Annotated in this window: 16 protein-coding genes; 11 read left to right on the top strand and 5 right to left on the bottom strand. The window is 72.2% G+C overall.

The features are described 5' to 3' along the window. On the top strand, window positions 1-856 hold an 856-nt coding region (locus CA984_RS17060; RefSeq protein WP_133061695.1), incomplete at its 5' end, for an N-acetylmuramoyl-L-alanine amidase. A gap of 90 nt (window positions 857-946) precedes the next feature. On the opposite strand, the gene CA984_RS17065 is transcribed toward CA984_RS17060, so the two are convergent. After that, entirely contained in the window at window positions 947-1513 is a 567-nt protein-coding gene (locus CA984_RS17065; protein ID WP_086573395.1) for a TetR/AcrR family transcriptional regulator, read from the bottom strand. Between the two features lie 118 nt (window positions 1514-1631). On the opposite strand from CA984_RS17065, the gene CA984_RS17070 reads away from it, so the two are divergent. After that, window positions 1632-2855, top strand: coding sequence for an amidohydrolase family protein (locus CA984_RS17070; RefSeq protein ID WP_086573398.1), 1224 nt, complete (start codon window positions 1632-1634; stop codon window positions 2853-2855). Between the two features lie 286 nt (window positions 2856-3141). Here CA984_RS17070 and CA984_RS17075 read toward each other — a convergent pair whose 3' ends face one another. After that, a complete protein-coding gene (locus CA984_RS17075) occupies window positions 3142-6597 on the bottom strand; it encodes a phosphodiester glycosidase family protein (protein ID WP_242676001.1) in 3456 nt (1151 codons plus the stop codon). A gap of 303 nt (window positions 6598-6900) precedes the next feature. Between CA984_RS17075 and murJ the strand changes: the two genes are divergently transcribed. Next, the gene (gene murJ / locus CA984_RS17080; RefSeq protein ID WP_086573400.1) at window positions 6901-8511 is read left to right on the top strand and encodes a murein biosynthesis integral membrane protein MurJ; all 1611 of its coding nucleotides are present in this window, start codon (window positions 6901-6903) and stop codon (window positions 8509-8511) included. Between the two features lie 536 nt (window positions 8512-9047). Further along, window positions 9048-11204 carry a M4 family metallopeptidase gene (locus tag CA984_RS17085; RefSeq protein ID WP_341351718.1) on the top strand — a complete coding sequence of 719 codons (2157 nt, stop codon included), beginning with the start codon at window positions 9048-9050 and terminating at the stop codon, window positions 11202-11204. Between the two features lie 670 nt (window positions 11205-11874). On the opposite strand, the gene CA984_RS17090 is transcribed toward CA984_RS17085, so the two are convergent. Beyond that, window positions 11875-12384 carry a DoxX family protein gene (locus tag CA984_RS17090; RefSeq protein ID WP_086573403.1) on the bottom strand — a complete coding sequence of 170 codons (510 nt, stop codon included), beginning with the start codon at window positions 12382-12384 and terminating at the stop codon, window positions 11875-11877. Window positions 12385-12814: 430 nt separating this feature from the next. Here CA984_RS17090 and CA984_RS17095 point away from each other — a divergent pair, with 430 nt between their 5' ends. Beyond that, complete coding sequence (locus tag CA984_RS17095; protein ID WP_207620904.1) at window positions 12815-14488, top strand: ABC-F family ATP-binding cassette domain-containing protein; 1674 nt, start codon at window positions 12815-12817, stop codon at window positions 14486-14488. A 386-nt stretch (window positions 14489-14874) separates the two neighbouring features. Further along, window positions 14875-15603 (top strand): hypothetical protein, encoded by a 729-nt coding sequence (locus CA984_RS17100; protein WP_086573408.1) that lies wholly within the window; start codon window positions 14875-14877, stop codon window positions 15601-15603. A 249-nt stretch (window positions 15604-15852) separates the two neighbouring features. On the opposite strand, the gene CA984_RS17105 is transcribed toward CA984_RS17100, so the two are convergent. Continuing rightward, a complete protein-coding gene (locus CA984_RS17105) occupies window positions 15853-16455 on the bottom strand; it encodes a hypothetical protein (protein ID WP_242676002.1) in 603 nt (200 codons plus the stop codon). Window positions 16456-17148: 693 nt separating this feature from the next. On the opposite strand from CA984_RS17105, the gene CA984_RS17115 reads away from it, so the two are divergent. Continuing rightward, window positions 17149-17610 (top strand): HIT family protein, encoded by a 462-nt coding sequence (locus CA984_RS17115; RefSeq protein WP_086573417.1) that lies wholly within the window; start codon window positions 17149-17151, stop codon window positions 17608-17610. 87 nt (window positions 17611-17697) lie between these two features. Here the strand turns inward: CA984_RS17115 and CA984_RS17120 are convergent, their stop codons facing one another. After that, window positions 17698-17952 carry a hypothetical protein gene (locus CA984_RS17120; RefSeq protein WP_086573419.1) on the bottom strand — a complete coding sequence of 85 codons (255 nt, stop codon included), beginning with the start codon at window positions 17950-17952 and terminating at the stop codon, window positions 17698-17700. Between the two features lie 197 nt (window positions 17953-18149). Between CA984_RS17120 and CA984_RS17125 the strand changes: the two genes are divergently transcribed. The 4 genes from CA984_RS17125 to CA984_RS17140 all read left to right on the top strand — a co-directional run bounded on the left by CA984_RS17125 (window position 18150) and on the right by CA984_RS17140 (window position 24793). Further along, the gene (locus tag CA984_RS17125) at window positions 18150-18938 is read left to right on the top strand and encodes a S1 family peptidase (protein ID WP_242676003.1); all 789 of its coding nucleotides are present in this window, start codon (window positions 18150-18152) and stop codon (window positions 18936-18938) included. 435 nt (window positions 18939-19373) lie between these two features. Then, entirely contained in the window at window positions 19374-20291 is a 918-nt protein-coding gene (locus tag CA984_RS17130) for an aminoglycoside phosphotransferase family protein (protein ID WP_086573425.1), read from the top strand. Between the two features lie 131 nt (window positions 20292-20422). After that, on the top strand, window positions 20423-23272 hold the full coding sequence (locus CA984_RS17135; protein WP_242676004.1) for a helix-turn-helix transcriptional regulator: 2850 nt from the start codon (window positions 20423-20425) through the stop codon (window positions 23270-23272). A gap of 174 nt (window positions 23273-23446) precedes the next feature. Further along, window positions 23447-24793, top strand: a complete 1347-nt coding sequence (locus CA984_RS17140) for an FAD-binding oxidoreductase (RefSeq protein ID WP_086573427.1) — start codon at window positions 23447-23449, stop codon at window positions 24791-24793. Window positions 24794-24944 lie beyond the last annotated feature (151 nt).

Here is a 24944-nt window from a genome sequence, read left to right on the forward strand (position 1 = left end):
GCCGTGGACTACCCCGGCGCCAAATGGGTGGCCGCCAGCTGCCGTGGACTACCCCGGCGCCAAATGGGTGGCCGCCAGCTCCAGCAACTACACCGTCTCCAACCGGCCCTCCAGCAACGCGATCGACCGGATCGTCATCCACGTCACCCAGGGCTCCTACGCCGGCACGATCTCCTGGTTCCAGAACCCCGCCGCCCAGGTGTCGGCGCACTACGTCGTGCGCTCCTCCGACGGCGACGTCACCCAGATGGTCCGCGAGAAGGACCGGGCCTGGCACGCCCGCGACTGGAACACCCGCTCGGTCGGCATCGAGCACGAGGGCTACGTCAACGACGCCTCCTGGTTCACCGACGCGATGTACCGCTCCTCGGCCGCGCTGACCCGCAACGTCGCCGACCGCTACGGCATCCCCAAGGACCGCGCCCACATCGTCGGCCACGCCGAGGTGCCGGGCAACGACCACACCGACCCCGGCCCGAACTGGGACTGGACCAGATACATGCAGTACGTCAACGGCGGCGGCGGCACGAACCCGCACACCCCGCAGTCGATCTGCGGCGCCGGCTACGAGACCGTCGACTCCGCGGCGCTGGGCTCGGCCGGCACCGTCTACCTGCTGTACAACGGCTCCAACGGCTACAACTGCGTGGCCACCGTCAAGAGCACCTCGATCGGCACGGCGACCGCCACCACCGCCTACCTGGAGGTGCAGGGCAAGACCCGCGTCACCGACAGCGGCAGCTTCGCCTACTACGCCGGCCCGGTGCGCGCGCCGGCGGCCGGCAAGTGCGTCAAGTGGGGCGGCAAGGCCGGTACGTCCAGCTACGACAGCCCCTTCGAACACTGCGGCAGCTAGAAGATCACTGAAAGTCTTGCCGGAGGGGTGCCCCGATGCCGGGGCACCCCTCATCGCCATGGGCCGGCGGGGCGACTCGTACCCCCGGAGCTACGGGGCAGGCCAGCCTGATTCGAGGAGGTCGAAGACGGCGTTGAGGGCGTGGCGGGGGTCGGGTTCGCCGGCGGCCAGGTCGGGGATCTCCAGGACGTAGCGGGCCAGGGCGCGGACGGTGATGTCGGCGGGGTCACGGCCGGACTCGTCCGCGATGGCCTCGGCGAGGGCGTCCTGGCTCCTGGTCCAGAGCCTGCCCTGGTATCCGCGGAGCGCGGGAGTGTCCATGACCAGCTCGGTGCGGCGGCGGTGCTGGGGCGAGGGGTCGACGCGGAACGGGCCGCGGGTGGCCAGGAACTCGCGCAGGGCCCGCAGAACAGGCTGCCCTTCCGGCCGGTCGCGGACGGCGGCGACGAGCCTGTCGCGGCGCTCGACGCCGTCATCGAAGATCAGGCTCTCCTTCCCGTCCGGGAAGTAGGCGAAGACGGTCGCGACGGCGATGTCGGCCTCTTCGGCGATCTGAGCGATCGTGACGCTGTCGTAGCCGTGCTCGAGGAACAACCTGAGCGCGGTGTCGCTCAGCGCCTGCCGCGTCTGGGCCTTCTTCCGCTCGCGGCGCCCCATGGTGTGCACGGGCTCAGCCTATCCAGATTCCTGAACCAATGCCAAAGTCATAGCGATTATAAATTCGTAATGATTCTGGATATAGTCGCAAGGGCAAGGGAGCAACCAGGAGGGCATCATGGCGACAGCGATCATCAATGTGCGGGTCTTCGACGGGGAGCGCGTCCTGGACGCCTCGACCGTCGTGGTCGACGCCGGGATCATCAGCGCGGTCGGGGGAGAGGTCCCTGCCGGGGCGGAGGTCGTCGACGGCGGCGGCGGCACGCTGCTGCCGGGCCTGATCGACGCGCACGTGCACACCAACGAGCAGAGCCTGGCGCTCGCGCTCACCTTCGGCGTCACCACCGAGCTGGAGATGCAGGGCACCTCGGGTGACGACCGGGAGCGGATCAGCCAGAACGACACGCTCGCCGACGTCCGTTCAGCCGGGTTCGGCATCACCCCGCCCGGCGGGCACCCCAGCGAGCTGTTTCCCGAGGACTTCGACCCCGGCAGACGCGGCGCGGGCGGGCCGCCCCAGGGCGAGCCGCCGCTGATGCCGTTCTCGACCACGCCGGAGGAGGCGGTCGCCTACATCCCGCAGCTGGTGGCCCGCGGCTCGGACTACATCAAGTTCATGATCGACGACGGGACGGTCGAAGGCCACCCGGGACTGCCCATGCTCGATCAGGCGACGTTGAACGCCGGGGTCGCCGAAGCTCAGCGGCACGGCATGCTCACCGTCGCACACGCCCTCACCGTCGACGCGACGAAGATGGCGATCGAGGCGGGCATCGACGGCCTCGTCCACCTGTTCATGGACCGGCCGCACACCGACGAGATCATCGACCTGATCGCCGGGTCGGGCGCGTTCGTCGTCCCCTGCGTGGTGCTGAACGCCTCGATGATGGGCATCACCGGCGCCGAGTTCGCGACCGACCCGCGTGTGTCGTCCCGCCTGGACCAGGCCTGGCTGCAGACTCTGCGTTCAAGCTTCGACCGCTATCCGCACGGGAACATCCATGACGTTCTGGCCTCCGTGAAAGCCCTGCGCGACGCCGGCGTCGACCTCCTGACCGGCACCGACGCCTCGGTGCCGCTGCCGTTCCTCGGTGGCCTGGCGCACGGCGCCAGCGTCCACCACGAGCTGCGGTACCTCGTCCAGGCCGGCCTCACGCCGGCCGAGGCGCTCCGCTCCGCCACCGCCACCCCCGCACGCCGCTTCGGTCTCGACGACCGCGGCCGCATCGCCGAAGGACTGCGCGCCGACCTCCTCCTGGTCGGCGGCGACCCCACCACCACCGTCTCCGACACCCTCGACATCCGCGCCGTCTGGCGCCGCGGCGCCCGCCTGACCCCCTGACCACAGCGAGCCGCACGGTGGCGGTGAACCGTCTCGCGTGCCGGCCGGACCATCCCGGTCTCTCCCATAGCTGAGCCGTACCGCGCTCGCGCTCCTCCGGGCGGACCGGCGCGGCGCCGGACGGAGCACGGCGCGGACCGATTGACGGCCACATCGGGCGCGAGCCTCTGGACCGTGGATGCGGCAAGCCCCGTGGAGTACGGCTCGGCCGTACTCCACGGGGCTCGTCGGCGGCCGTACCGGCCTGTCGACCAGGACCAGGCCGGGCAGCCGGGGTCAGGCCGGGTCAGGCCGCCGCACGCGCCGACAGCGCGACCGTCGCCTGCCGGGTGACGCCGTTCACGGTGACCGCGACGACGACCTGTCCCGCGCGCAGCGCCGTGAGCGTCCCGGTGGCGGGATCGAGCACCGCGACGTGGCGCGCCTTCGCGCCGGCGCGGGTGCCGACGTGAAGGTTCGGCGAGCCCGACCAGTCCGCCGAGGCGGGGTAGGCGACGGGCACCGTGCGGTCGCCCTGCGCCAGGGTCGCCGAGACCTGGCCGGGCTTGCCGACCTCCACCGACGCGGGTGCCGTGAGGGTCAGCGCGTCGACGTGCGGGCGGACCTGCGCGCCGATCCAGGCCGGCGCGTCGACGAACCAGTTGCGCCGGACGTGGTCCGCCTCCCGCTCGGTCACCGGGTCGACCCCCCACAGGGACCAGCCGGTGAAGCCGCCGTCGTCGGCCGCCGTGGCCGGGTTCTTGCCGGAGTTGCCGTTGATGAAGTACGGCACGGCGTCGACCCGCGAGGCGTGGAAGGTCCCGACGTGGGCGCCGATGTAGGCGACCCCCTTGCCGGTGGTGCGCTGGAAGTCCGCGAGCCAGCCCTCGACCAGCGCGGCCTCCTTGCGGTCGCCGAGCTGACTGCCCTTGCCGGGCGTCGGGTCGCGCGGCGGCACGTGGAACAGCACGGCGACCGAGCCGACCGACGGGTCCTTCTCCGCCGCGTCGAGACGCTCACGCAACATGGCCACCTGCTCGAACCCTCCGCCGCGCAGGTTCAGCCGCGAGGTGTCGAGGGTCACGAAACGGGTCCCCTTGTGGTCGAAGCCGCCGTAGGTGTCGCCGAAGACCGACGTGAAGTTGTCGATCTTGCCGCCCATGACCTCGTGGTTGCCGGGCACGTAGTGGACGGGCAGCTCGCCGTGGAGCTCCTCGTCCAGGATCCGCTTGGCGAGCGCGAAGTCGTCCGGCGACGCCTCGTCCACGAGGTCGCCGTTGATGAGCAGGAAGTCGGGCTTGGCGGCCCGGATCTCCCGCAGGGTGCGGCGGGCGTTGGCGACGATGTCGCTGTCGGGGGCGCGTGCCACGAACTGCGCGTCCGACATGACCGCGAACCGCCACGGCATCGCCGCGACCTCGGCCCCGGGGCGGATGACCGGGTCGGCCGTCTTCGGTACGGCCGGGCCGTCCACCGACGGCGGTACCTTCGCGACGAGCCCGTCGATCGTGATCTCACCGGTGTACTTCTGGTCGGTCCTGGTCTCGGCGACGTAGAAGCGCCGGAGCTTCAGCGGGTAGTTCACCCCGGGCGGCACCGCGAACTCGACGAACTTCCAGCCCGTCCAGGTGAGATACGGGCCGCGGAGGATCTGCGACTGCCCCTGGGCGTCGTAGAACTCCAGGCTCGGCCACTCCCCCTTGCCGCCGGAGTGGATCCAGAGGCCGAACGCCTGCGGCTGGCCCGGAACGGTGATCTGCTGGGGCGGGTTCGCGTAGGCGGCCCGCGTCGCCGTCGACTGGGTGAAGTCGTAGGCGAGCTTGAGCCCGCCGCCGCTCTGGCCCGGCGCCGCCGACAGCGAGCCCGTCGCACGCGCGGCCGCGAACGTCCACGACGCCGCGTCCTCGAAACCGGCGACCGGGACGTCCTCGTACCCGACGGTCACCGGCACCGCCGCGCTCGAACCGCCGACCCGTACGGTCACCAGGCCCGAACCGGTCTCCTTCTTCGCCTTCACCGTGAAGAAGCCGTGCTCGGAGGCGGCGACGTCGAGCAGTTCCCTGTCGTAGTCGAGCCGCACGTCAGAGGGCTCGACGGGAGCGGAGTTGCCGTTGCGGTCGTAGCCGACCACGCCGAACGTGCCCGAGGCGTCCACGCCCGCCAGGCCGACCCGGTCGGACGTCGCGCCGAGACGCACGAGGGGCTGCAGGACGGTGAGGGCGATCTCACCCTTCGCGCCGCCGCGGGAGGCGGTGACGGTCGTCTGGCCGGGCACGAGGGCGCGGAAGGTGCCGTCGCGGCCGACGACCCCGTGCACCGCCCGGGAGGCCCGCCAGGACGGGGTCCCCGCCGCCGGGCCGTACGTCTCGTCGTAGCCGGCGGCCGTGAGCTTGCGGGTGAGACCCGGGAAGACACGGTCGGGACGGCCGCCGCCGACCGGATCGGCTCCGGGCGCCCGCGCCGGGTCGGTGGCCGTCTCCACCCAGAAGCCCTTGAGCTTGCCGCTGCCCGCGGGCGCGTAGAGCGCGAGGCCGTTGGGGACGTGCCGCTCGCCGCCGTCGGAGGGACTGTTCTCCACTTGCACGTCGGCGGAGCCGGGCTCCCGGGCCAGCATCGTCGAGGAGCCGCCGCCGTCGAGGTTCAGCGCGTCGTGCGCGCCGAGCTCGGCCATCATCGCGCCGAGTTCGGTGAGCGTGACGCCCCTGCTGTCGGCCTGCCTGCCGTCGACCGTCAGCAGGTACATCTTCCGGCCGTCGGCGGAGAAGCCGACGGCGGTGCGCGGGTGGGCGGTGGCGTCGGCGGAGGTCTGCGCGACGCCGTCCTTGACGAGGATCTGGCTGCCGCCGACGGCCGCCCTGACCGCGCCGCCCTCGGAGGGCTTGGGCCGGTATCTCACCTCGACGCGGTCGCCCGGCTTCAGCGCGGCGAGCGCGCTCGCTCCGGCGTCCCTGCCGAGCAGGATCGCGGTGCCCGCCGGGATCGGGCCGCTGCCCGCGGAGGTGCGCACCTCGGTGACGACGCCGCCCTCCAGCACGACCTCGGTGACCGCGGCCGCGCCCTCGACCGCGCGCCCGCGGCCGTAGGAGCCCCACAGCGGGGTGAACAGGCCGACGCCGTTGCCCTGGATGAGCTGGTTGAACTGGGTCAGCGTGATCGGGGTGCCGCCGGCGGGCGTCGCGGTGCCGTCGAAGTGCATCTGCAGGACGCGTCCGACCCCGTCGGCGGTGACCGCGACGGCGTTGTTGTGTCCCGCGATCGGGGTCTGGACGAGGTCTCCGTCGTGGATGCCGATGCCCTGCGCCGCGCCGGAGCTGTTGATGTCGAAGAAGTCGCCGTTGACGGCGGCGACGGCCCGGGACCGCTTCGCCGGTCCGGACAGCGGCTCGGTCTTCGACACCTCGCCCGAGTACACGTAGTCGACGCTCGCGCCGGCCGTGAGGTCCGCGGCGATCGCGTCGGCGCGGAGCCAGCCCGCGGTGTCGTAGCGGTCGAAGGAGGTGAGGGAGATCCCCGGCGCGACGGGCCGGGTCTTCTTGGCCGTGTCCAGCTGCCGCGCGCCGGGGGCGACGAGCAGCGTGGAGGGGGCCTGGTAGGACGACGCCTGCGGCGCGTCCTCTACGAGGGTCTGCTCCGGTCGCGTCGGTGAGGGTGACGGCGACGGATCGGCCTGGGCGGGTGCTGCCGCGCTGAACGCGAGTAACGGGGCGAGCAGGGCCGCGGCCATCATGCGGGGGTGGTGACTTGGGGACACGAGCGAACTCAATCGCGCAATGGTTACAAGTTTCAAGACTTCGAGGTGTCCTAAAAGAAAATTTCAGCCTCTCGGCCCACCGGCGCGGAACCGCCCGGGACGCCGGGAGAACCGGCCGCGCACCGCCTCCCGGAGGCGCCGACCTGGCCGGACGGCGGGGTCGGGGCAGTCCGGGCGGCCGGCGGCCGTTCACCGAGGCGTCACCGGGACCTCCGGCGGAGGCGGCAGTGCTCCGGCCGGGAACACCTGATCACCGGTGCGCCGCCGCGCTAGGCTGCCCACTCCGCACATGCCGGGCGAAGGGGACGGATCGGAATGACGGAGCAGCCGCGTCTCATCCGAACGGGCCGGACGATGGCGCTGGCCACCCTCACCTCCCGGGTCACCGGTTTCCTCCGGACGCTGGCGCTCGTGGCCGCGCTGGGCCTCGGGAGCCGGCTGCTCGACGCCTACACGGTGGCGAACATGACCCCGAACACGATCTATGAGCTGGTGCTCGGCGGCGCGCTGGCCGGCGTCATGGTCCCCCTGCTGATCCGGGCGGCCGCGGAACCCGCCGTCGACAGCGATCTCCATGCCCAGCGGCTGCTGTCGACGATCGTCTACGTCCTCGGCGCCACCGTCGTCCTCACGGTGGCCGCGGCCCCCTGGATCGTGGACCTCTACGCACCGGTGTTCAGCCCGGAACAGCGGGACCTGGCGATCCTTCTCACCAGGTACTTCCTGCCGCAGATCCTGCTCTACGGCCTCGGCACCGGTATGGCGGCCATTCTCAACGCGCGGGGCGACCTGTCCACACCGATGTGGGCGCCGGTCGCCAACAACATCGTGGTCATCGCCACCGCGCTCGGCTACATCCTGGTCGGAGGCGGAGACGAGCTCTCCGCGCTGACCCCGGGACAGTCGCTGCTGCTGTCGCTCGGCACCACGGCCGGGGTCGCCGTCCAGACGCTCGTGCTGGCGGCGGCGCTCCGGCGGAGCGGGTTCCCCCTGCGGCTACGGCTGGACCCGCGAGGCATCGGGCTCCGCCGGACCGCCCGCATGGCCGGCTGGACCCTGCTCTACGTGATCGCGGCCCAGGCCGCCCTCACCGTCGGGACCCGGCTGGCGTCGTCCGGCGCCGGCCCGGGTCCGGTGGCCGTCTACCAGAACGCCTACACGCTCTTCCAGCTCCCCTACGCCGTCGTCGCGGTGTCCGTCATCACGGGAGTGCTGCCGAGGATGAGCGCGGCGGCCGGCGGACGGGACCTCGCCAGGATCACCGCCGACCTCTCCCACGGCCTGCGGCTCACCGCGGTCGTGCTCATGCCGGTCGCCGCCGCGCTCATCGTGCTCGGACCGCAGATCACCACGCTGCTGTTCGCCCACGGGAACGCCTCGGCCGGAGCGGCCCGTCTCACCGGTTCGGTCCTGGCGGCCTTCGGGTTCGCGCTGGTCCCCTTCGCCGGCTACCAGATCATGCTGCGCGTCTTCTTCGCCCTCCATGACACCCGGACCCCCGCTCTCATCCACGTCGGCGTCGCCGTGGTCACGATCGCCTCGTCGGTCGCGCTCTCCCGGACGTTGCCCGCCCAGGACCTTCTCGTCGGCCTGGCCGCCTGCTACGCGGCCGCCTACGCGATCGGGTTCGCCGCGGCGGGAGCCGTTCTACGCCACCGGCTGGGCCGGATCGACGGGCACAGGCTGCTCAGGAGCCACGCCCGGATGCTGGCCGCGTCCCTCGCCGCCGGCGGCACCGGGGCGCTCGTCGCCCACGCCCTGCGCCACGGAGGCATGGCGGGCGGCGGATGGACCGGATCCCTGGTGACCGTGCTCACCGTCTCGGTGGTCGGCGCCGGCCTCTACGCCCTCGTCGCCCACCTGCTGCGCGTACCCGAACTGCGCACTCTCGTGAGCGCGCTGCGGCCGGGCGCGGCCGCCGGCTGACCGCGCGGTCGCCGGCGGAACGTGAGACCGGGTCACCGCGAGACCGGGTCACCGCGAGACCGACGGAGCGAAAGACCGGCAGGGCGCGAGACCGGCTGACCGCGAGACCGGCGGGGCGTCCCCTCCGGGCCCCCGATCGGCGAGGGCGAGGTCGGCCGGGCACCGCTCGACGAGCGACGGCCGGGCACCGGTGGTCCCACCGGCCGCGGGACCGGCCCCCGTCCGGAGAGGCCGCCGCCGTACTGAACAGGCATTGTTCATAAATCCTACAATTGACCGCCAAACTGTGAATTTCACATTATTGACCTAAATATTGACGACTCCGCCTGGAAGGCGTCAAATGCCTCTCAGTCCCACTATTACCCGCGAGCCTCTCCGCCCGGCCGTTCACCATCGCCAGCGCGCGGCATGTGTGAACGCGCCGAGGAGGTTCGCATCCAGGCAATTCGACGGACCACGGCTACCTCCCAAAAGAACTCGTGGCCGTCGCTCAGCAGAAGGAGTACTGCGTGAAACGCTCTGTCGCGTTTGCGCTAGTGACCACGGCGACAAGCATGGTCGTGGCACTGTCCACCGCATCGGCGGGAGCCGCCGGACTGACCGTCCTCGCCCCGTCGATCGCCCCTCCCGACTCCCCCTCCCAGGCGGCTGACCGTCTGGTCGAGGCCGAGCCCGCCGTCCTGCAGGCCTCGGTCAAGGACCAGTTCCAGCGCCGCAGCGCCATGTCGGGCAAGGGGGGACTCAACTACGTCCCCTACACCCGTACCTACGCCGGCCTGCCCGTCTACGGCGGCGACTTCGTCGTCGTCACCAACTCCACCGGCGGCGTGCTGAGCACGTCGGTCGCCCAGACCGAGCCGCTGAACGTCGGGACCACCCCGAAGGTGGAGGCGCAGAAGGCCGCGGAGATCGCCAAGGCCGAGATCACCGACGCCGCCGAGGTCTCCACGCCCAAGCTGTCGGTGATGGCCCAGGGCTCCGGGCGGCTCGCCTACGAGGTGGTCGTCAGCGGCACGGACAAGGGCCGCGAGAGCAAGATGCACGTCTTCGTCGACGCGCTGACCGGCGAGGTCGTCGAGAAGTCGGACGAGGTCATGGCCGGTCAGGGGACGGGCTACTACAACGGCCCGGTCACCATCGGCACCACGTCCGGCACGACGAACTCCATGACCGACCCGGTCCGCACGGGCGTCCGCTGCGGCGGCCAGAACGGCAGCGCCTACACCGGCCCCGACGACAACTGGGGCAACGGCTCGGGCACCGACCTGGAGACCGCCTGCGTGGACGCCCTCCACGCCGCGGGCAAGGAATGGGACATGCTGAGCGCCTGGCTCGGCCGTAGCGGGTTCAACGGCACCGGCGGCGGCTTCCCCGCCAGGGTCGGCCTGTCCGACGTCAACGCCTACTGGAACGGCAGCTACACCAACTTCGGCCGCTCGCAGGACAGCCAGCGCCAGGCGACCCCGATAGACGTGGTGGCCCACGAGTACGGCCACGCCATCTTCCAGACCACGCCCGGCGGCTCGACCGGCAGCAACGAGAAGGGCGGGCTCAACGAGTCCACCGGTGACATCTTCGGCGCGCTGACCGAGTACTACGCCAACGAGCCGGCCCAGTACGACCCGCCGGACTTCAGCGTGGGCGAGGAGGTCAACCTGGTCGGCAGCGGGCCGATCCGCTACATGCACAAGCCGTCGCAGATCTCCGGCCACCCCGACTGCTACTCCGCCTCGGTGCCGAACATGGAGGTGCACGCGGGAGCGGGCGTCCAGAACCACTGGTTCTACCTGCTCGCCCAGGGCACGAACCCGACCGACGGTCAGCCGGTCAGCCCGACCTGCAACGGCTCCACCCTCACCGGGATCGGCATCCAGAAGGCCGGCCAGATCTTCATGGGCGCGCTGCAGCGCAAGACCACGACCTGGACCCACTCGCTCGTCCGCAAGGCCTCGCTGGAGGCGGCGGTCCAGCTGTTCCCCGGCTCCTGCACCGAGTTCAACGCGACCAAGGCGGCCTGGACCGCGGTCAGCGTCCCCGCGGCGTCGAACGAGCCCACCTCGTGCTCGTCGGGCCCCGACTTCTCCCTGACGCTCAACCCGACGTCGGCGAGCGTCCAGCCCGGCCAGCAGGCGACCACGACGGTCGGCACGCAGACGACCTCGGGCACCGCGCAGAGCGTGACGTTCTCGGCGTCCGGCCTGCCCTCGGGCGCGACCGCCGCCTTCACCCCGCCGTCGGTGACCTCCGGCGCCTCCTCCACCCTGGCGATCACGGTCCCGGCGGGCACCGCGTCCGGCACGTACAACGTGGTCGTCACAGGTGACGGGACCAGCGTCGACAGGACGGCCACGTTCACCCTGAACGTCGGCGGCAGCGGTCCGTGCGCCGGCAAGCAGCACACCTACACCGGCACCCTCTCCTCGGGAGCCAGCGTCTACCAGCCGAGCACGGCCGGCTTCCAGACCACCACCTCGGGAACGCACTCGGCCTGCCTGGACGGCCCGAACGGCACCGACTTCGACCTGTACCTGCAGAAGCGGAGCAGCTTGGGCACCTGGTCGACCGTGGCCAGCGGCACCTCGGCCAACCCGGATGAGTCCTTCACCTACAACGGCACCGCCGGCTTCTACCGCTACCGCGTCTACGCCTACAGCGGCAGCGGCTCCTACACCCTGGGCTACAACGCCCCGTAACGCGAAAGGACCGCCGCTCCACAGGCCCCGGCTCCGCACCTGGAGCCGGGGCCGCCCCATGTCCGGAGACCGGGTCGTCTCACGCGTTCGCGGAGTGCACACCGCGGTTGCGCGGGCCGGAGCCACCGGCCGGGCGGTCGCCTTCCGGAACCCCGGCCCACAATCGGGGCCGTGGAAGCCGGGCGCCTTTCACATACGGCTCCGCGTATCCGGAAGGCCCGCCGGTAAATTCACGTTCTCTACCGGCATTAATCCATATCTAACGAAAACTGCTGCCAAAGCGTAATGGAGCCGTTATTTTTCACATTTAACGGAGGTGCTGACACAGGCCTTCCCGCTCCCGCTTTTGGATCATCACCGGCCAGGAACGCCTTCTTGTATATTTTTCACAAAACGCCCATATGACTCTGTGCTACCCGTCGGTGGACATTCCCAGTGCTCGGTGGTTCCGGCCCGGAGCGGGGCGCCGCCGCGGCACCGGGCGGCAGCACGTGTGCGAGGACCGCTTCGAGATCGGCCTCCGCGGCGGCCGGCCCGGCGCCCTGGCCGAGCGGCCACCGGACCCGGTCACGGCGCTGCACGCGCCGCCGGACGCGGTGGCCGGCGCCCTGGTGGAGCCGGGCGGCATCGCCGGCGGGCCTCTCGTGGCGCCGTCCGGCCCACTCCGGATTCAGCCGGCGAGTTCCCGGCGCATGACACGGGTGGACCCGTCGGGGACCGGCCTGGCCGCCCAGAGCGCGACGGCGATGTACAGCAGCTGCTCCGGAATCCGCACCCACAACGGCGTCGCCTCGTCGCCGCCGAACGGCACATCGGCGACCGCGGCGTAGACGTTGGCCGGAAGCAGCAGCGCGAAGAGCAACACGAGGCAGAGCGCGGCGGCCCGCCGGGTCGCGGCCAGGACGAGCCCCGCGGCGCCGAGCAGTTCCAGCACGCCGGTCGTGTAGACCATGATGCCGGGGTACGGCACGAAGGGCGGCACCATCCCCACCAGGTCGGCGTGATTGGGCATGACCTCGACACTCGCGGGGACAAAATGCGCACTGGCCGTCATGACGAGCATGACCGCCATCGCGTGTGCCGCACTGACCCGCCAGGTGGCGAACCGGCTTACGCCGAGCGCGCCCAGCAGCCGGAAGCCCAGCAGGGCGCCCGCGAGAACGATGACGATGTCAAACATGATCTTCAACCCCGTGGATAGTGAAGCTATCTAAATATTGGATAGCAACACTATCCAGCCTCTCGGGCGCAGGCAACACCGGGCATGCCGGAAACGGCCGCGAATACCGGCGCGAGGGCCCGGCCAATGAGGCCAGGCCGCCCAGCCTCCAGGCGTGACGACCGTCAACGACGGTCGACGAGTTCTGGGCCGTGTCGCGCGCCACGAGCGGGCGAGATCCCGACGAGCAAAGGTGTCGGGGCTGCTAACGTGACCGTCATGGCACGAGGTATCTGGTCGCAGAAGATCCGCTCCGCCCGCTGACGGCGGCGCCTTCTTCCTGCTGAATCCGCGCTCGCCGTCCCGGTTCCCGCCGGGCGGCCGCTTCCTGCTGCCCGGCTCCACTGCGAGCTGCGGAGCACCGTTGAACCTCGACCCGAATTCCGAAACCATGTCCCTGCCGGTCGAGGCGGGCGACAGCGCACACGTCCGCGCCACGGGCGTCACCGTCACCCGCGGGTCCCGGCGTGTCCTGAACGACGTCTCGATCACTGTCTCCGCCCGGTCGCGGGTCGCCGTCGTCGGCGAGAACGGCCGCGGCAAGACGACGCTGCTGCACGCCCTCGCCGGACTGATCACGCCGGACGAAGGCGCCGTGCACCGGACCGGCACGATCGGCCTGGCCCGCCAGGAGCTGTCCGCGCGAGACGGTGAGACCGTCGCCACCCTGACGTCCGAGGCGCTGGCCGCGTCGCTCGCGGCCCTCGGTGCGCTGGAGGAGGCGACCCTCGCCATGACCGAGGGCGACCCCACCGCCGACGACCGCTACGCCGCCGCACTCGACGCCGCCACCCGGCTCGACGCGTGGGACGCCGAACGCCGCATCGACGTCGCCCTCGAGGCCCTCGGCGCTTGCACCGACCGCGACCGTCCGTTGGTGACGCTGTCGGTCGGCCGGCGCTACCGGGTGCGGCTGGCGTGCCTGCTCGGCGCGCGGCACGACGTGCTGCTGCTCGACGAGCCGACCAACCACCTTGACGCCGGCGGGCTGGACTTCCTGACCCGCAGGCTGCGCGAGCACGATGGCGGCCTCGCCGTCGTCAGCCACGACCGGGCGCTGCTGCGTGACGTCGCGGACCAGTTCCTCGACCTCGATGCGACCCGCGACGGGAAGCCGCGGCTGTACGCCGGCGGCTATGACGCCTGGCAGGAGGCCCGGTGTCGCGAGCGTGAGCGCTGGGAGCAGGACCACGAGCAGCAGCAGGCCGAGCACCGGCGGCTGCAGGAGGCGGTGTCGAGGGCTCGCGACCGGCTCTCCACCGGCTGGCGGCCCGACAAGGGGACCGGCAGGCACCAGCGCCAGTCCCGCGCACCGGGCGTCGTGCAGGCCCTGAACCGCCGGCAGGACGCCCTGCGGGCGCACCGCATCGACGTGCCGGAGCCGCCGCCGGCGTTGCGGTGGCCGGACCTGGGCGTCCGGCCGGGGACGCCGCAGTTGCGTGCGCACGGCGTCGCCGTCGACGGGCGACTGGCCGGTCCGGTCGACCTCACCCTCGACGGGGGCGACCGGCTGCTCGTCACCGGACCGAACGGTGCTGGAAAGTCCACGCTGCTCGCGGTGCTGGCCGGTTCGCTCGAGCCCACCGACGGGCACGTCCGGACGGCGCAGGGGACCCGGATCGCCCAGGTCACCCAGGAGACCGCCGAGCAGGACCCTGGACTCACCGCCCGCGAGGTGTACGCCCGCCATCTGGGACGGCTGGTGGCCCGCGAGGCACTGCGCGACGCCGACGCCGTCCCGCTCGGGGCGCTTGGGCTGCTGGACTCCGATGCGATGCGCACGCCGGTCGGGCGGATGTCGCAGGGGCAGCAGCGGCGCCTCGACCTGGCGCTCGCGCTGGCCGGTCGGCCCGGGCTGATCCTGCTCGACGAGCCGACCAATCACCTGTCGCCGGCGCTGGTCGACGAGCTGACCGACGCGATCCGCGACACGAGCGCCGCCGTCGTCGTCGCCACGCACGACCGGCAGCTGCTGCGAGACCTCGCCGACTGGCCGCGTCTGGAGATAGGCGAATCTCCAGCACCGGGTGTCCGATCCTGCGCGATCCGTCCGCCAGGTGAGTGATCACTACAGTCGTCGTCATGGCGGGGACGGTCGCGATGACGGCGCGGGTGGCCTACGGCACCGTTCGTCCTGGCGTCGAGACAGCGCCGCACTCAAGCTGCGAATTCGACGTGTGAGGCCCCCGTCACGGCCCCGGTTCCGGAGACTGGACAGAGCTACTGTTCTGTCCGGCCGGCCCTTCAGCCCGAGACTCCATGATCGTTCTCAGCGCCGGCGGCTGTCCGCAGGCTCCTCAGCCCTGGGGAAGGCGGGCCGGTGTCCGTTCGAGGCTCTCAGCGGCGACAGCCGTGTCCGGCTGCGGCCAGGTTCGGCCAACTCCGGGTGAGGATCGTGGGAGCGGGGAAACATCGGAGGCGGTGGCGCTCTGTCCCCCCGAGGAGATCCGCATGCTGGTGAAAGTGGCCGATTGGATCGTCGACCAGTACGAACAGCTCCAGAGGTGGGTCAGCGAGCAGTTCGACGACGATCCTCGCAAGGCCGATGCCGTGAAGACCTGGATCGTCATCGCCTGCGTCGTGGCCGTGACCATCACCGTGATCCTGCTGATATGGCTGGTGGTCACGGTGCTGGGCGGCCTGACCCTGGCGGTGGCTCAAGGCCTGGCCGCCGGGCTGGGGTGGGCGCTGGAGCGGGTGGCCGACTGGAACCTCACCGAGGTCGTCACCGAACCGGTCCATGACTACATCACCGCCCACGCCGCCGGCCTGCCCGCGGGGGCTGAGGCGATCTGGTCGGCCTGGACGCTCACCGGGCCGATCCTGTGGCTGATCTGCTTGCTGACGAAGTCCTGGGGGGCACGGCTGGCCTGGGTGCTGTACGGGGCCGGTACGGTCGCGATGGTCTACAGCGCCAGCCCGGTCGGTGGGCAGCTGCTCGCCGGCGGCGTCGCCGTCGTGTACTGGGCGGTGCTGTCGGTGTTCGTCTTCCGGAGGATCGGCCGTCGCCCGGTGGTGCATGTCCATCCCGCCCCCGACGTCGCCACCCCGCTGCAGCAGCTGCGCCGGCAGCTGGATGAGCAGCTGAGCGAGGTCCGCGCCCGAATAGGACGTATGGAAGGGGCCGGCGACGAGCTGGCCGCGCGGCGGGCGGGCAGCAGGGACGATGAGGATTCCTAGACCGCCCCGCAAGCGACGACGGGCCCGCTCCGGGATCAAGTGGGGCTCCGCGTGACTCGCAGCGCTCCACGGCGGGCACGGGGAGATCATTGTCCCGCGGCGATCGTTGTCCAGGGTTGTCAAGCGATCTGGCTGGTCAGCTGCTTGATGGCCGTCAAGGCACGTCAGGCAGGTAGGCTCGCCGCGGCTGGGGCGTCGGGCATTCGACGGACGAGTTGATCTCGTGGTTCACCGCCAGGATGAGCGGGGTCAGCCGTCGTCGGGATCTGGTGGCTCCGTGGTCGGTGCGATCTCCAGCGGCGTGGCGACCCCGCCGGTGAGCTGAAGCCCATGGGTGAGCGTGTAGTCGAGCTGCCTGGCCAGACGAGGGACGCTCGTCGCGGGCAAATAGGCGTCGGCGCCGGCGTTGAGCAGGCGTCGGACCGGACCGTGGTAATCGACTCCGAGCTCGTGGTCCTCGATTTCGGTGACGATGACACGAGCTTTCGGGAACATCGATCGGAGACTGGCGATCAACTGCGGGCTGCCCGGTGGTGCCAGCAGCACGTCGGCCGTTGCGGGAGCCGCGTGCATGTCGAGCACGACGTAGTCCGCCCCCAGTTGGGTGGACAGCGACATCCGGGCCGCCGCCGACAGCTTCATCGCGGTGGCGACGACGGTCACGCTGTCGTAGTCGATCGGTGGTTGGTCGTCGGCCTCCTCCGGCGTGCCGCGATCGACGATGACGCCTTGAAGCATGTCGACGGTGCTGGAGATCGTCGCGATCGAGTGGCCGTCCCTCGTGACGGCCAGGTTCTCGCCGGGCTGGAGGGCGTCGATGAGCGCCACGATGTCCTCGGGAAGACGAGTCACGTCGATTCGCCGCGTGGGCCGCGCGGCGCGCTTGCGGATCACCGGACCTTGGACGAGCTCGGGGCGGCGGGCGGAGTCGGCGGCGTCGTCACAGCGTTCAATCCTTCACAGATCGGATCGGCGTCAGTGGCGAGCCTATGCCGACATTGATCACTTCGGGGACATCATCAGGCGCCGTAGCGAGTTCCCGGTGTTTCGACCGCCCGGGCCGTGCCTGGTGGCAGGCGATGACGGGCGGGAATCCGATCCCCGGTCAGCCCGCTGCCGGCTCGGCGAGGCGAGCTTCCAGATCAGTGATCATCTCTGTGAGCAGGCCGGTGTCCGGGGCCGGCCGGGGCACGGGGTACCTGGTCGTCAGGGGTGGTGGACTCGCGGGTGCGTACGCGACCGGGCGGCCCGGTGCACCTCCCTGGCGCGGGTGCCCGGATGGTTCTTCAGCATTGCGATGTCCTGTCGGACGTCGTCGATCCCGATGACACGTTCCACCCGACGTCCCTCGGCCGGCGCCTTTCCCTCCGGCTCCGTGCCGAGTGTGAACGCTGCCGTGCGCTCACGCCCGGCGGCCTCCAGACGATCTCGTTCGGTCTTCCGCCGCCGCCCGGTCACCGGTGCCGAACGCGGGTTGGGAGGCGAGGTTCCGGCGACACCGGGTCAGCGCGGCCGGGGCCGGTCCGTGGGTGGGATGATGGGAGCATGGGCGTCCCGGACGGCCTCTCCTGCGTGTTCTGCGACATCGTCGCGGGACGGGCTGAGGCCAGCGTGCCCTACGAGGACGAGGCCGTCGTCGTGATCATGGATATCCGTCCCGTGGCTCCCGGCGACGCGCTGGTCGTACCGCGCGCGCATGCCGTAGGGCTCGAAGACCTCGACGAGGAGACCGGCACACGCATGTGGCGGATCGGCCACCGTCTGGCTCGCGCGCTGCGCCTTTCACGGCTGCGTTGCGAGGGCGTCAACGTCTTCCTCGCCGATGGCGAAGCGGCCTGTCAGCAGGTGTTCCACGTGCACCTGCACGTGTTCCCGCGGCACCGCGGGGACGGGTTCAGGCTTCAGGTGGACCCGATCAGCAGGGAGCGGCGGCTGCTGGACCAGGACGCGTCAGCGCTGCGCGCCGCGCTGTACGCGCTCCGCCCCGGACCACCCCCCACCGGCTGACGTCACGGGCGCCGGCCGTCGTGGACGGTGTCGGGAACTCGCGACCCTCGTCTCCTGTTCGCCCCTGCCCGGGGCCCGGATCAGCCGTCAGCGCCGCCTGTGGTCAAGCCTCTCGCGGCGGCCGACCACCCGCGCACCGGGATCACCGCGCTGCCCGGCCGGGTCATGCTGCGCGACGACACCGGCGACGATCCAGGAGCGCGCCTGGGCGAGGCCCGCGAGCGCCTGACGAGGACGGCCGACCTCCTGGAGGAGAGGAGACCGATCGGCACGTGGCTTGATCGACAACGGAACGGTCAGTGGCGTCAGCGAGCCGGCGCGGGCGAAGTCGCCGCCAACCACCGTTCCGATCTTCGACAGGGCATCGCCGAACCCCTGACGCCGACGCGTATGCCCCAGTCAGGTGGGGTTATCCCTACCCTAAGTCGGCGTGCTGGCATGATCTCCCTGCCGAATCTGGACGTATAGCTTCATAACATCCCAATCTTCCCAATGAAGGGCTACTTCCCGTGTCTGGTACGAAATCGTTCCGTCGAGCTGTGTCCCGTTCCGCTGTTGTCGCTCTGGCCGGCGCAGCCTGTCTCGCGGCGACGGCCGGTAGCGCCGGAGCGATCATCAACGGCGAGAAGCCCACGGAGTCCTACTCGTTCATGGCGTCCATCCCGGTGTCGGCGCCGGGTGCGGGCCTCAAGGACGGCAACTGCGGGGCGGCGCTGATCAACCCGCAGTGGGTGGTGACCGCGGCGCACTGCCTCGACATGGAGATCGGGTCGATTCCGCAGGGGACGGTCCGCATCGGCAGCGACCAGCGCAAGTCCGGCGGAACGGTCCGCAAGATCGCCCAGGCAGTGGCCCACCCCGGCTACGCCCAGGCCTCGCCCAACAAGAACGACATCGCGCTGGTCCGCCTGGACCGTCCTGTCTCCGACAAGCCCATCCGGATCGCCGACCGCGCAGGAAAGCCCGGCACCCCGACCCGGATCATCGGCTTCGGCATCACCGAGGTCAGCGAGAATCCGGCCGATTGGAAGATGTCCCCGCGGCTCCGGCAGCTCGACACCCGCCGAGGCGCGGTCTCCGAGTGCGGCCCCGGCTTCGCCGGCGCCACCCGCCTGTGCACGGTCAGCCAGGTACCCAAGGCCATGGCATGCAACGGCGACTCCGGTGGCCCGCAGATCCAGCGCGGCCGGGGCGGCCGATGGGAGCTCATCGGCGTCACCTCCGGCCCCGGCGCGAAGAGCCCGTCCTGCGCGGAAGGTCCCGGCCTGTACACCAACGTGCCCGCCTACACCGACTGGATCAACAAGACGATCCGCAAGTACAGCTGACCTCCAGCCGGCGCTCCCGGCATGACGGACCGGGAGCGCCGGCGGGGCCGCAGGCCCAGGGGATGTCGCCCCGCCAGATCCACCAGAGGGGCCCGGCAGCGCCGCCGGACTTCGACCACCTGAAACGAGGGAACGACCACGGAAAAGCTGCTGCGGCATCCTGCCTCGCCTTTCCCTGACCCGGGATGGGATGCCCCAGCGGTGACGGCTGCTCCGCCGTACCCGGGTATTGATCGGCAGCGGAACGGTCGGTGGCGTCAGCGAGTCGGCGCGGGCGGGGGTGCCGCCATCCACCGTTCCGGCCCCGAACTCCTGTAGCTACGGCGAGCCGCCACCCGGGTGGATCGATCGGTCCAGACGCCCGCGCCTTTCACGAGCCGGCTCCCTCTCCGGCAACCGGAACGGGCGGCCGCCATCCGGCTACCGTTGCTCCGCATGACCCATACCGAGATCGAGATCACCGCGGAGCTGGTGCGGGATCTGCTGCGTGACCAGCACCCCGACCTGGCCGACCGCCCTGTGCGGCTTGGCGCGCGTGGCTGGGACAACCAGCTCTGGCGGCTCGGCAACGATCTCGCCGTACGGTTGCCCTGGGCGACGGAGTCCGCGGACGCGTTGCTGCGCAAGGAGCACACCTGGCTGCCCGCTCTCGCCCCGCGCCTTCCTCTGCCGGTTCCCGTCCCGCAGCGCCTCGGCGAGCCCTCCGCGCGGTTTCCGCGCCCCTGGATCGTCACCACCTGGGTGCCGGGCGAGCCGGCCGACCGTGTCCCCGTCACGCGGACCGCGGAGGCGGCCACCACCCTGGCCGACTTCCTGACGGCTCTTCACCAGCCCGCCCCCCGACAGGCGCCCGCCGGCCGGGACCGCGGAGGGCCGCTGGCCGACCACTCCGCGGGGTTCGCCACGCAACTCGCCTCGGCCACCGAGCTGGGGCTCATCCCTGACCCCGACGCCGTCCGCGCGGTCTGGGAGGACGCCGCCGCCGCGCCCGACCGGGCCGGCCCGGCGCTATGGCTCCACGGCGACCTGCATCCGGCCAACGTCCTCACCGCGGACGGCACGATCTGCGGCGTGATCGACTTCGGCGACCTCTTCGCGGGCGATCCGGCCTGCGACCTCGCCGCCGCCTGGATTCTGCTGCCGGACGGCGGCGCCGACCACTTCCATGCCGCCTACCAGCCGGCCCCGGACGCCGCGACCTTGCGCCGTGCCCGCGGATGGGCGGTGCTGAAAGCCCTCGTCGGCATCCTCATCGGAGACGCCGGCGTCCGCGGCCGCCCAGGCGGCAAGGCCACGTGGGGCCCACCCGCCCACGCCGCACTGCGACGCCTCATCGCAACGGCCCACCACTGATCAACCGCCTCGGCCGAGCTGCCCGCCATGGCTCCCGACGCCGCGCCCGAGATGGACCACGAAGGCGGGGAAGGTAAAGTCTGGCCCGGAAACGAGAGGGGGCGAGCTCGTCGGGGCCGGCGGCGAAGGGGGTGCGGTACTCCTCGGGCACGGGAATCCCCGAGCTCATCGAGGTGCGCGAGAAGACTCCGGAGAAGGCCCGGCGGCGGGAAGACCATCTCATGTTGCACGGGCGGGTGACCGAGCGCGCCGCGATCGGCGAGCTCGTGGCCGCCGCGCGGGCGGGTGCCGGCCAGGCCCTCGTCCTGCACGGCGAGCCGGGGGTCGGCAAGTCGGCGCTGCTGGATCTCGCCGCCGCCGGCAGCGCCCCGATGCGGGTGCTGCGGGCGACGGGCACCGAGCCGGAGACCGGGCTGGCCTTCGGCGCGCTCCACCAGCTGCTGCGCTCGGAGACCGGGCTGCTGGACCTCCTGCCCGGCCCGCAGCGCGACGCCGTCGGCGGGGCGCTCGGCCTGGCCTCCTCCCCCACCGACGACCGTTTCCTCGTTTCGGCGGGTGTGCTGTCCCTGCTCACCGAGGCGGCGGTGCCGGACGGCCTGCTCTGCCTGATCGACGACTTCCAGTGGATCGATCAGGCCTCCGCGGACGCTCTGCTGTTCTCCGCCCGTCGCCTGCGGACCGAGGGGGTGGGGATGCTGATCGCCGTACGCGGTGACGCCGGGGCGCACGTGCGCGGTGTCCCGGACCTCCGCCTCACGGGCCTCGACGCGCGGAGCGCGGCGGAACTGCTCGCCTCCCGGTCCGCGGTGCCGCCGGCCCAGGAGGTCGGCGACCGGCTCGTGACGCTGACCGGCGGTAATCCCCTGGCTCTGCGTGAGGTGGCCGGGCTGCTCACGGCGGATCAGCTCGCGGGCCGGACCCCGCTGCCGGACCCCCTGCCCGTGGGAGCGGGCATCGGGCAGATCTTCGGCGACCAGGTGGAGCGGCTTGCCGAAGCCGGCCGGCTGATAGCGCTCATCGCGGCGGTGGAGGGGCTCGGCGACCTGGGCCTGATCCTGCGCGCGGCCGGCCGGCTGGGGGTGGACCCGGCGGAGCTGCATCCGGTCGAGGCCGCCGGGCTCGTCGGCGTGGAGGGGACCTCGATCCGGTTCCGGCACCCTCTGGTCCGATCCGCGGTGTACGCGCGGTCGAGCTCCGTGCAGCGGCGCCTGGTCCACACCGCGCTCGCCGAGCTGCTGGACGGGGCGGAGGACGCCGACAGACGGGCCTGGCACCGGGCCGCCGCCTCGGTGGGCCAGGACGAGGGCGTCGCAGCCGAGCTCGCCGCGTCGGCCGGGCGGGCGCGGGCGCGGGGCGGGTACGCCGACGCCGCCGTCGCGCTGGCCCGGTCGGCGGACCTCACCCCGGACCGCGCCGTCCGGGCCCGGCGGCTCACCGACGCGGCCACCGCCGCCTGGCTCGGCGGACGTCCCGGCCAGGCGGAGACCTGCCTGGCCGGGGCGCGCGAACTGGCCCGGGAGCCTCTCCTGATCGCCGAGCTCACCCAGCTACGGGGACGTTTCGAGCTGAACGGCGGAGACGCGGCCGAGGCCCAGCGGGTCTTCCTCGAAGGGGCCGACCGGGTGTGCGGCGCGGATCCGAGCAGGGCCCTGGAGATGCTGGCCGACGCCTCCGAGGCCGCCTCCTACGTCGGAGACGTCGCGGCCATCGTCGACATCGGCCGGCGGGCGGAGTCGCTTCCCGGCGGGGACGACTCCTTCCTGCGGGCGGTGCTGATCGGGATCGGCGCGATGCTCGCCGGGGACGCCCGCCGGGGCGGGCGGACGCTGCGGCGGGCACTGCTCCGGGCGGACGAGCTGTCCGGCGCGTCCGAGCTGCTGTGGGCCTGCGCGGCGGCGAGCTATCTGGGCGAGGTGGACGTGGCGGCGGGGTTCGGCGTCCGGGCCGGCCGGGCCGCCAGGGTCTCCGGACTGGTCGGCCAGCTCCCGGTGGTGCTGGAGTTCGTCTCGACGGCCGAGCGGATCAACGGCCGGCTCGGCATCAGCGCCGCGATCGCCGAAGAGGGGCTGACGCTCGCCCGCGAGGCGGGCTACACCAACTCCGCCGCCGCGCATCTGGCGAACCTCGCGGCGGTCGCGGCCGTGCGCGGCCAGGAGGACGCCTGCCGCGAGTACGCCCAGGAGGCGCTGGCCATCGCCATCCCCCATCGGATCGGCCTGCGCGCGGGCACGGCGTCCTACGCGCTGGGACTGCTCGACCTGGGAATGGGCCGGTTCGCCGCGGCCCACGCGCGTTTCTCCGCGCTCACCACCGCGGGGCCCGGGGCCGGGCACCCCACCGTCGTCTGGAGGTCGGCTCCGGACCGGGTCGAGGCGGCGGTCGCGTGCGGTGACCACGACGCGGCCCGTGCCACGGTGTCCTCCCTCGAGCAGTGGTCGGTGAACGCCGGGACTCCTGCCTCGCGGGCCCTGCTGGCCCGGTGCCGCGCGCTGCTCGAAGACGGAGAGGGAGCCGTCTCGCTGTACGAGGAGGCGCTGCGCCTGCACGCCGAGGGCGAGCCCGCCCTTTTCGAGCAGGCCCGGACGTCGCTGCTGTACGGCGAGCGGCTCCGCCGTACCCACCGGACCGGCGACGCGCGGCAGCCCCTGCGGTCCGCCCTGGAGACGTTCCAGCGTCTCGGCGCCGAGCCGTGGGCGGAGCGGGCGCACAGCGAGCTGCGCGCCGCCGGAGAGAGCGTGACCCGGCCCGGCCCGGCGGCCCTGAACACCCTGACCCCGCAGGAGCTGCGGATCGCCCGGCTCGTCGCCGAGGGCGCTTCCAACCGGGACGTGGCGGCCCGGCTGTTCCTCAGCCCGCGCACCGTCGAGTATCACCTCTACAAGGTCTATCCGAAGCTCGGCATCACCACCCGCACCGAGCTGGCCCGGCTGGTCGGGGCCGGTCCGGAGTTCGGGGAAGGCGCGGGCGCCGGGCCGGAATGAGCCGGCACGTCCCGGCACGCACGGGCCCGCCGGTACGGCGTCCGCCCGCCGGGAGGCGGGCCGCGGCGGGCGCGCGGGCTGACACCCCGACCTGTTCGGTCGACCCCAACCAGATCCCAACCTGCTTCCAAGTCGGGTGCGCCAGAGTGGGCGCACCGACATAGAGGAGAGATCATGACGATTGGGAACGATCTTCGGCGTGCCGTCCGGGGCCGGGTGCTGGTGGCCGGCGACGACGGCTTCGAGCAGGCCCGGCAGCCGTGGAACCTCGCGGTGGAGCAGCCGGTCAGAGCCGTGGTGGAGGCGCGGGACGCCGACGACGTGGCCGCGCTGGTCGGCTACGCCCGCCTGGCCGGGCTGGCCGTCTCCGCCCAGCCGAGCGGCCACGGCGCCGGCGGTGACGTGGACGGGGTGATCCTGCTGCGCACCGGGCGGCTGGACGGGGTCGACGTCCGGCCCGAGGAGCGGGTCGCCCGGGTGGGGGCGGGGGTGAAGTGGGGCGAGCTGCTGGCCGCCGCGAGCCCGCACGGGCTGACCGGGCTGGCCGGCAGCTCTCCCGTGGTGAGCGTGGCCGGCTACACCTTGGGCGGCGGACTGAGCTGGTTCAGCCGTCGCCACGGCTTCGCCGCCGACAGCGTCCGCGCCTTCGACATCGTCGACGCCGAGGGCGACCGGGCCACGGTGAGCGCCGGCTCCGACCCCGAGCTGTTCTGGGCGCTGCGCGGCGGTGGCGGCGACTGCGCCCTGGTGACCGGCGTCGAGTTCGACCTGCACCCGGCGCCCCACCTGTACGGCGGACGCATGTTGTGGCCGGCCGAGCGGGCTCCGGAGGTGCTGGCGGCCTTCCGGGAGGTCACCGCGGAGGCCCCCGACGAGCTCACCGTCTGGTTCACCCTGCTGAACTTCCCGCCGCTCCCCGTCCTCCCCGACTTCCTGCGCGGCAGGGCCCTGGTGGCGGTGGACTCCACCTTCCTGGGCGAGGCCGGCCGGGCCCAGGATCTGCTGCGCCGCTTCGACAAGATCGACGGACTCGTCATGGACAGCCGGGGCACACTGCCGGTGGCCGAGCTGGGCGGCATCTGCGCCGAGCCGACCGACCCGGCGCCCGTCCAGACACGCGCGGAGCTGCTGACCGGCCTCGACGAGGCGGTGGCCGCGGCGCTGCTGGCCGGTCCCATCGATCCGCTGCTCAGCGTGCAGGTGCGCCACCTCGGCGGGGCGCTGACCAGGCCGGCGCGCGACGGCGGCGCCTGCGGGCACCTGGCCGAGCCGTACTCGCTCTACATGGTCGGCATCCCTTTCGCCCCCGAGGCCGCGGCCGCCATCGGCGCCCGGCAGAACGGGATCGCCGACGCGCTCGCGTCGCACACCAGCGGGCGCAGGCCGTACACCTTCCTCTCCCCCGGGGAAGAGGCCGCGGCGGCCTTCCCCGGCGAGGTCCTGGCCCGGCTGCGCGACGTCAAGCGCGCACGCGACCCCCACGGCGTCTTCCGCGGCAACTACCCGGTCCTGGGCCGGTGACGCCCTGACGCGGCCGCGTCCCCTGACGGCCCGTCCCGCCGGCCGGCGGGACGGGCGCCTCGGACGCGGAGTCGCCGCCGGGAGACGATCCGGATGATCGCACTCCGGCCCGTTCTCCCAGGCCGTACACGGATGCGGCAAAGAAGGCCAA

The sequence above is a fragment of the Streptosporangium minutum genome (assembly GCF_002149035.1).
Lineage (GTDB): Bacteria > Actinomycetota > Actinomycetes > Streptosporangiales > Streptosporangiaceae > Streptosporangium > Streptosporangium minutum.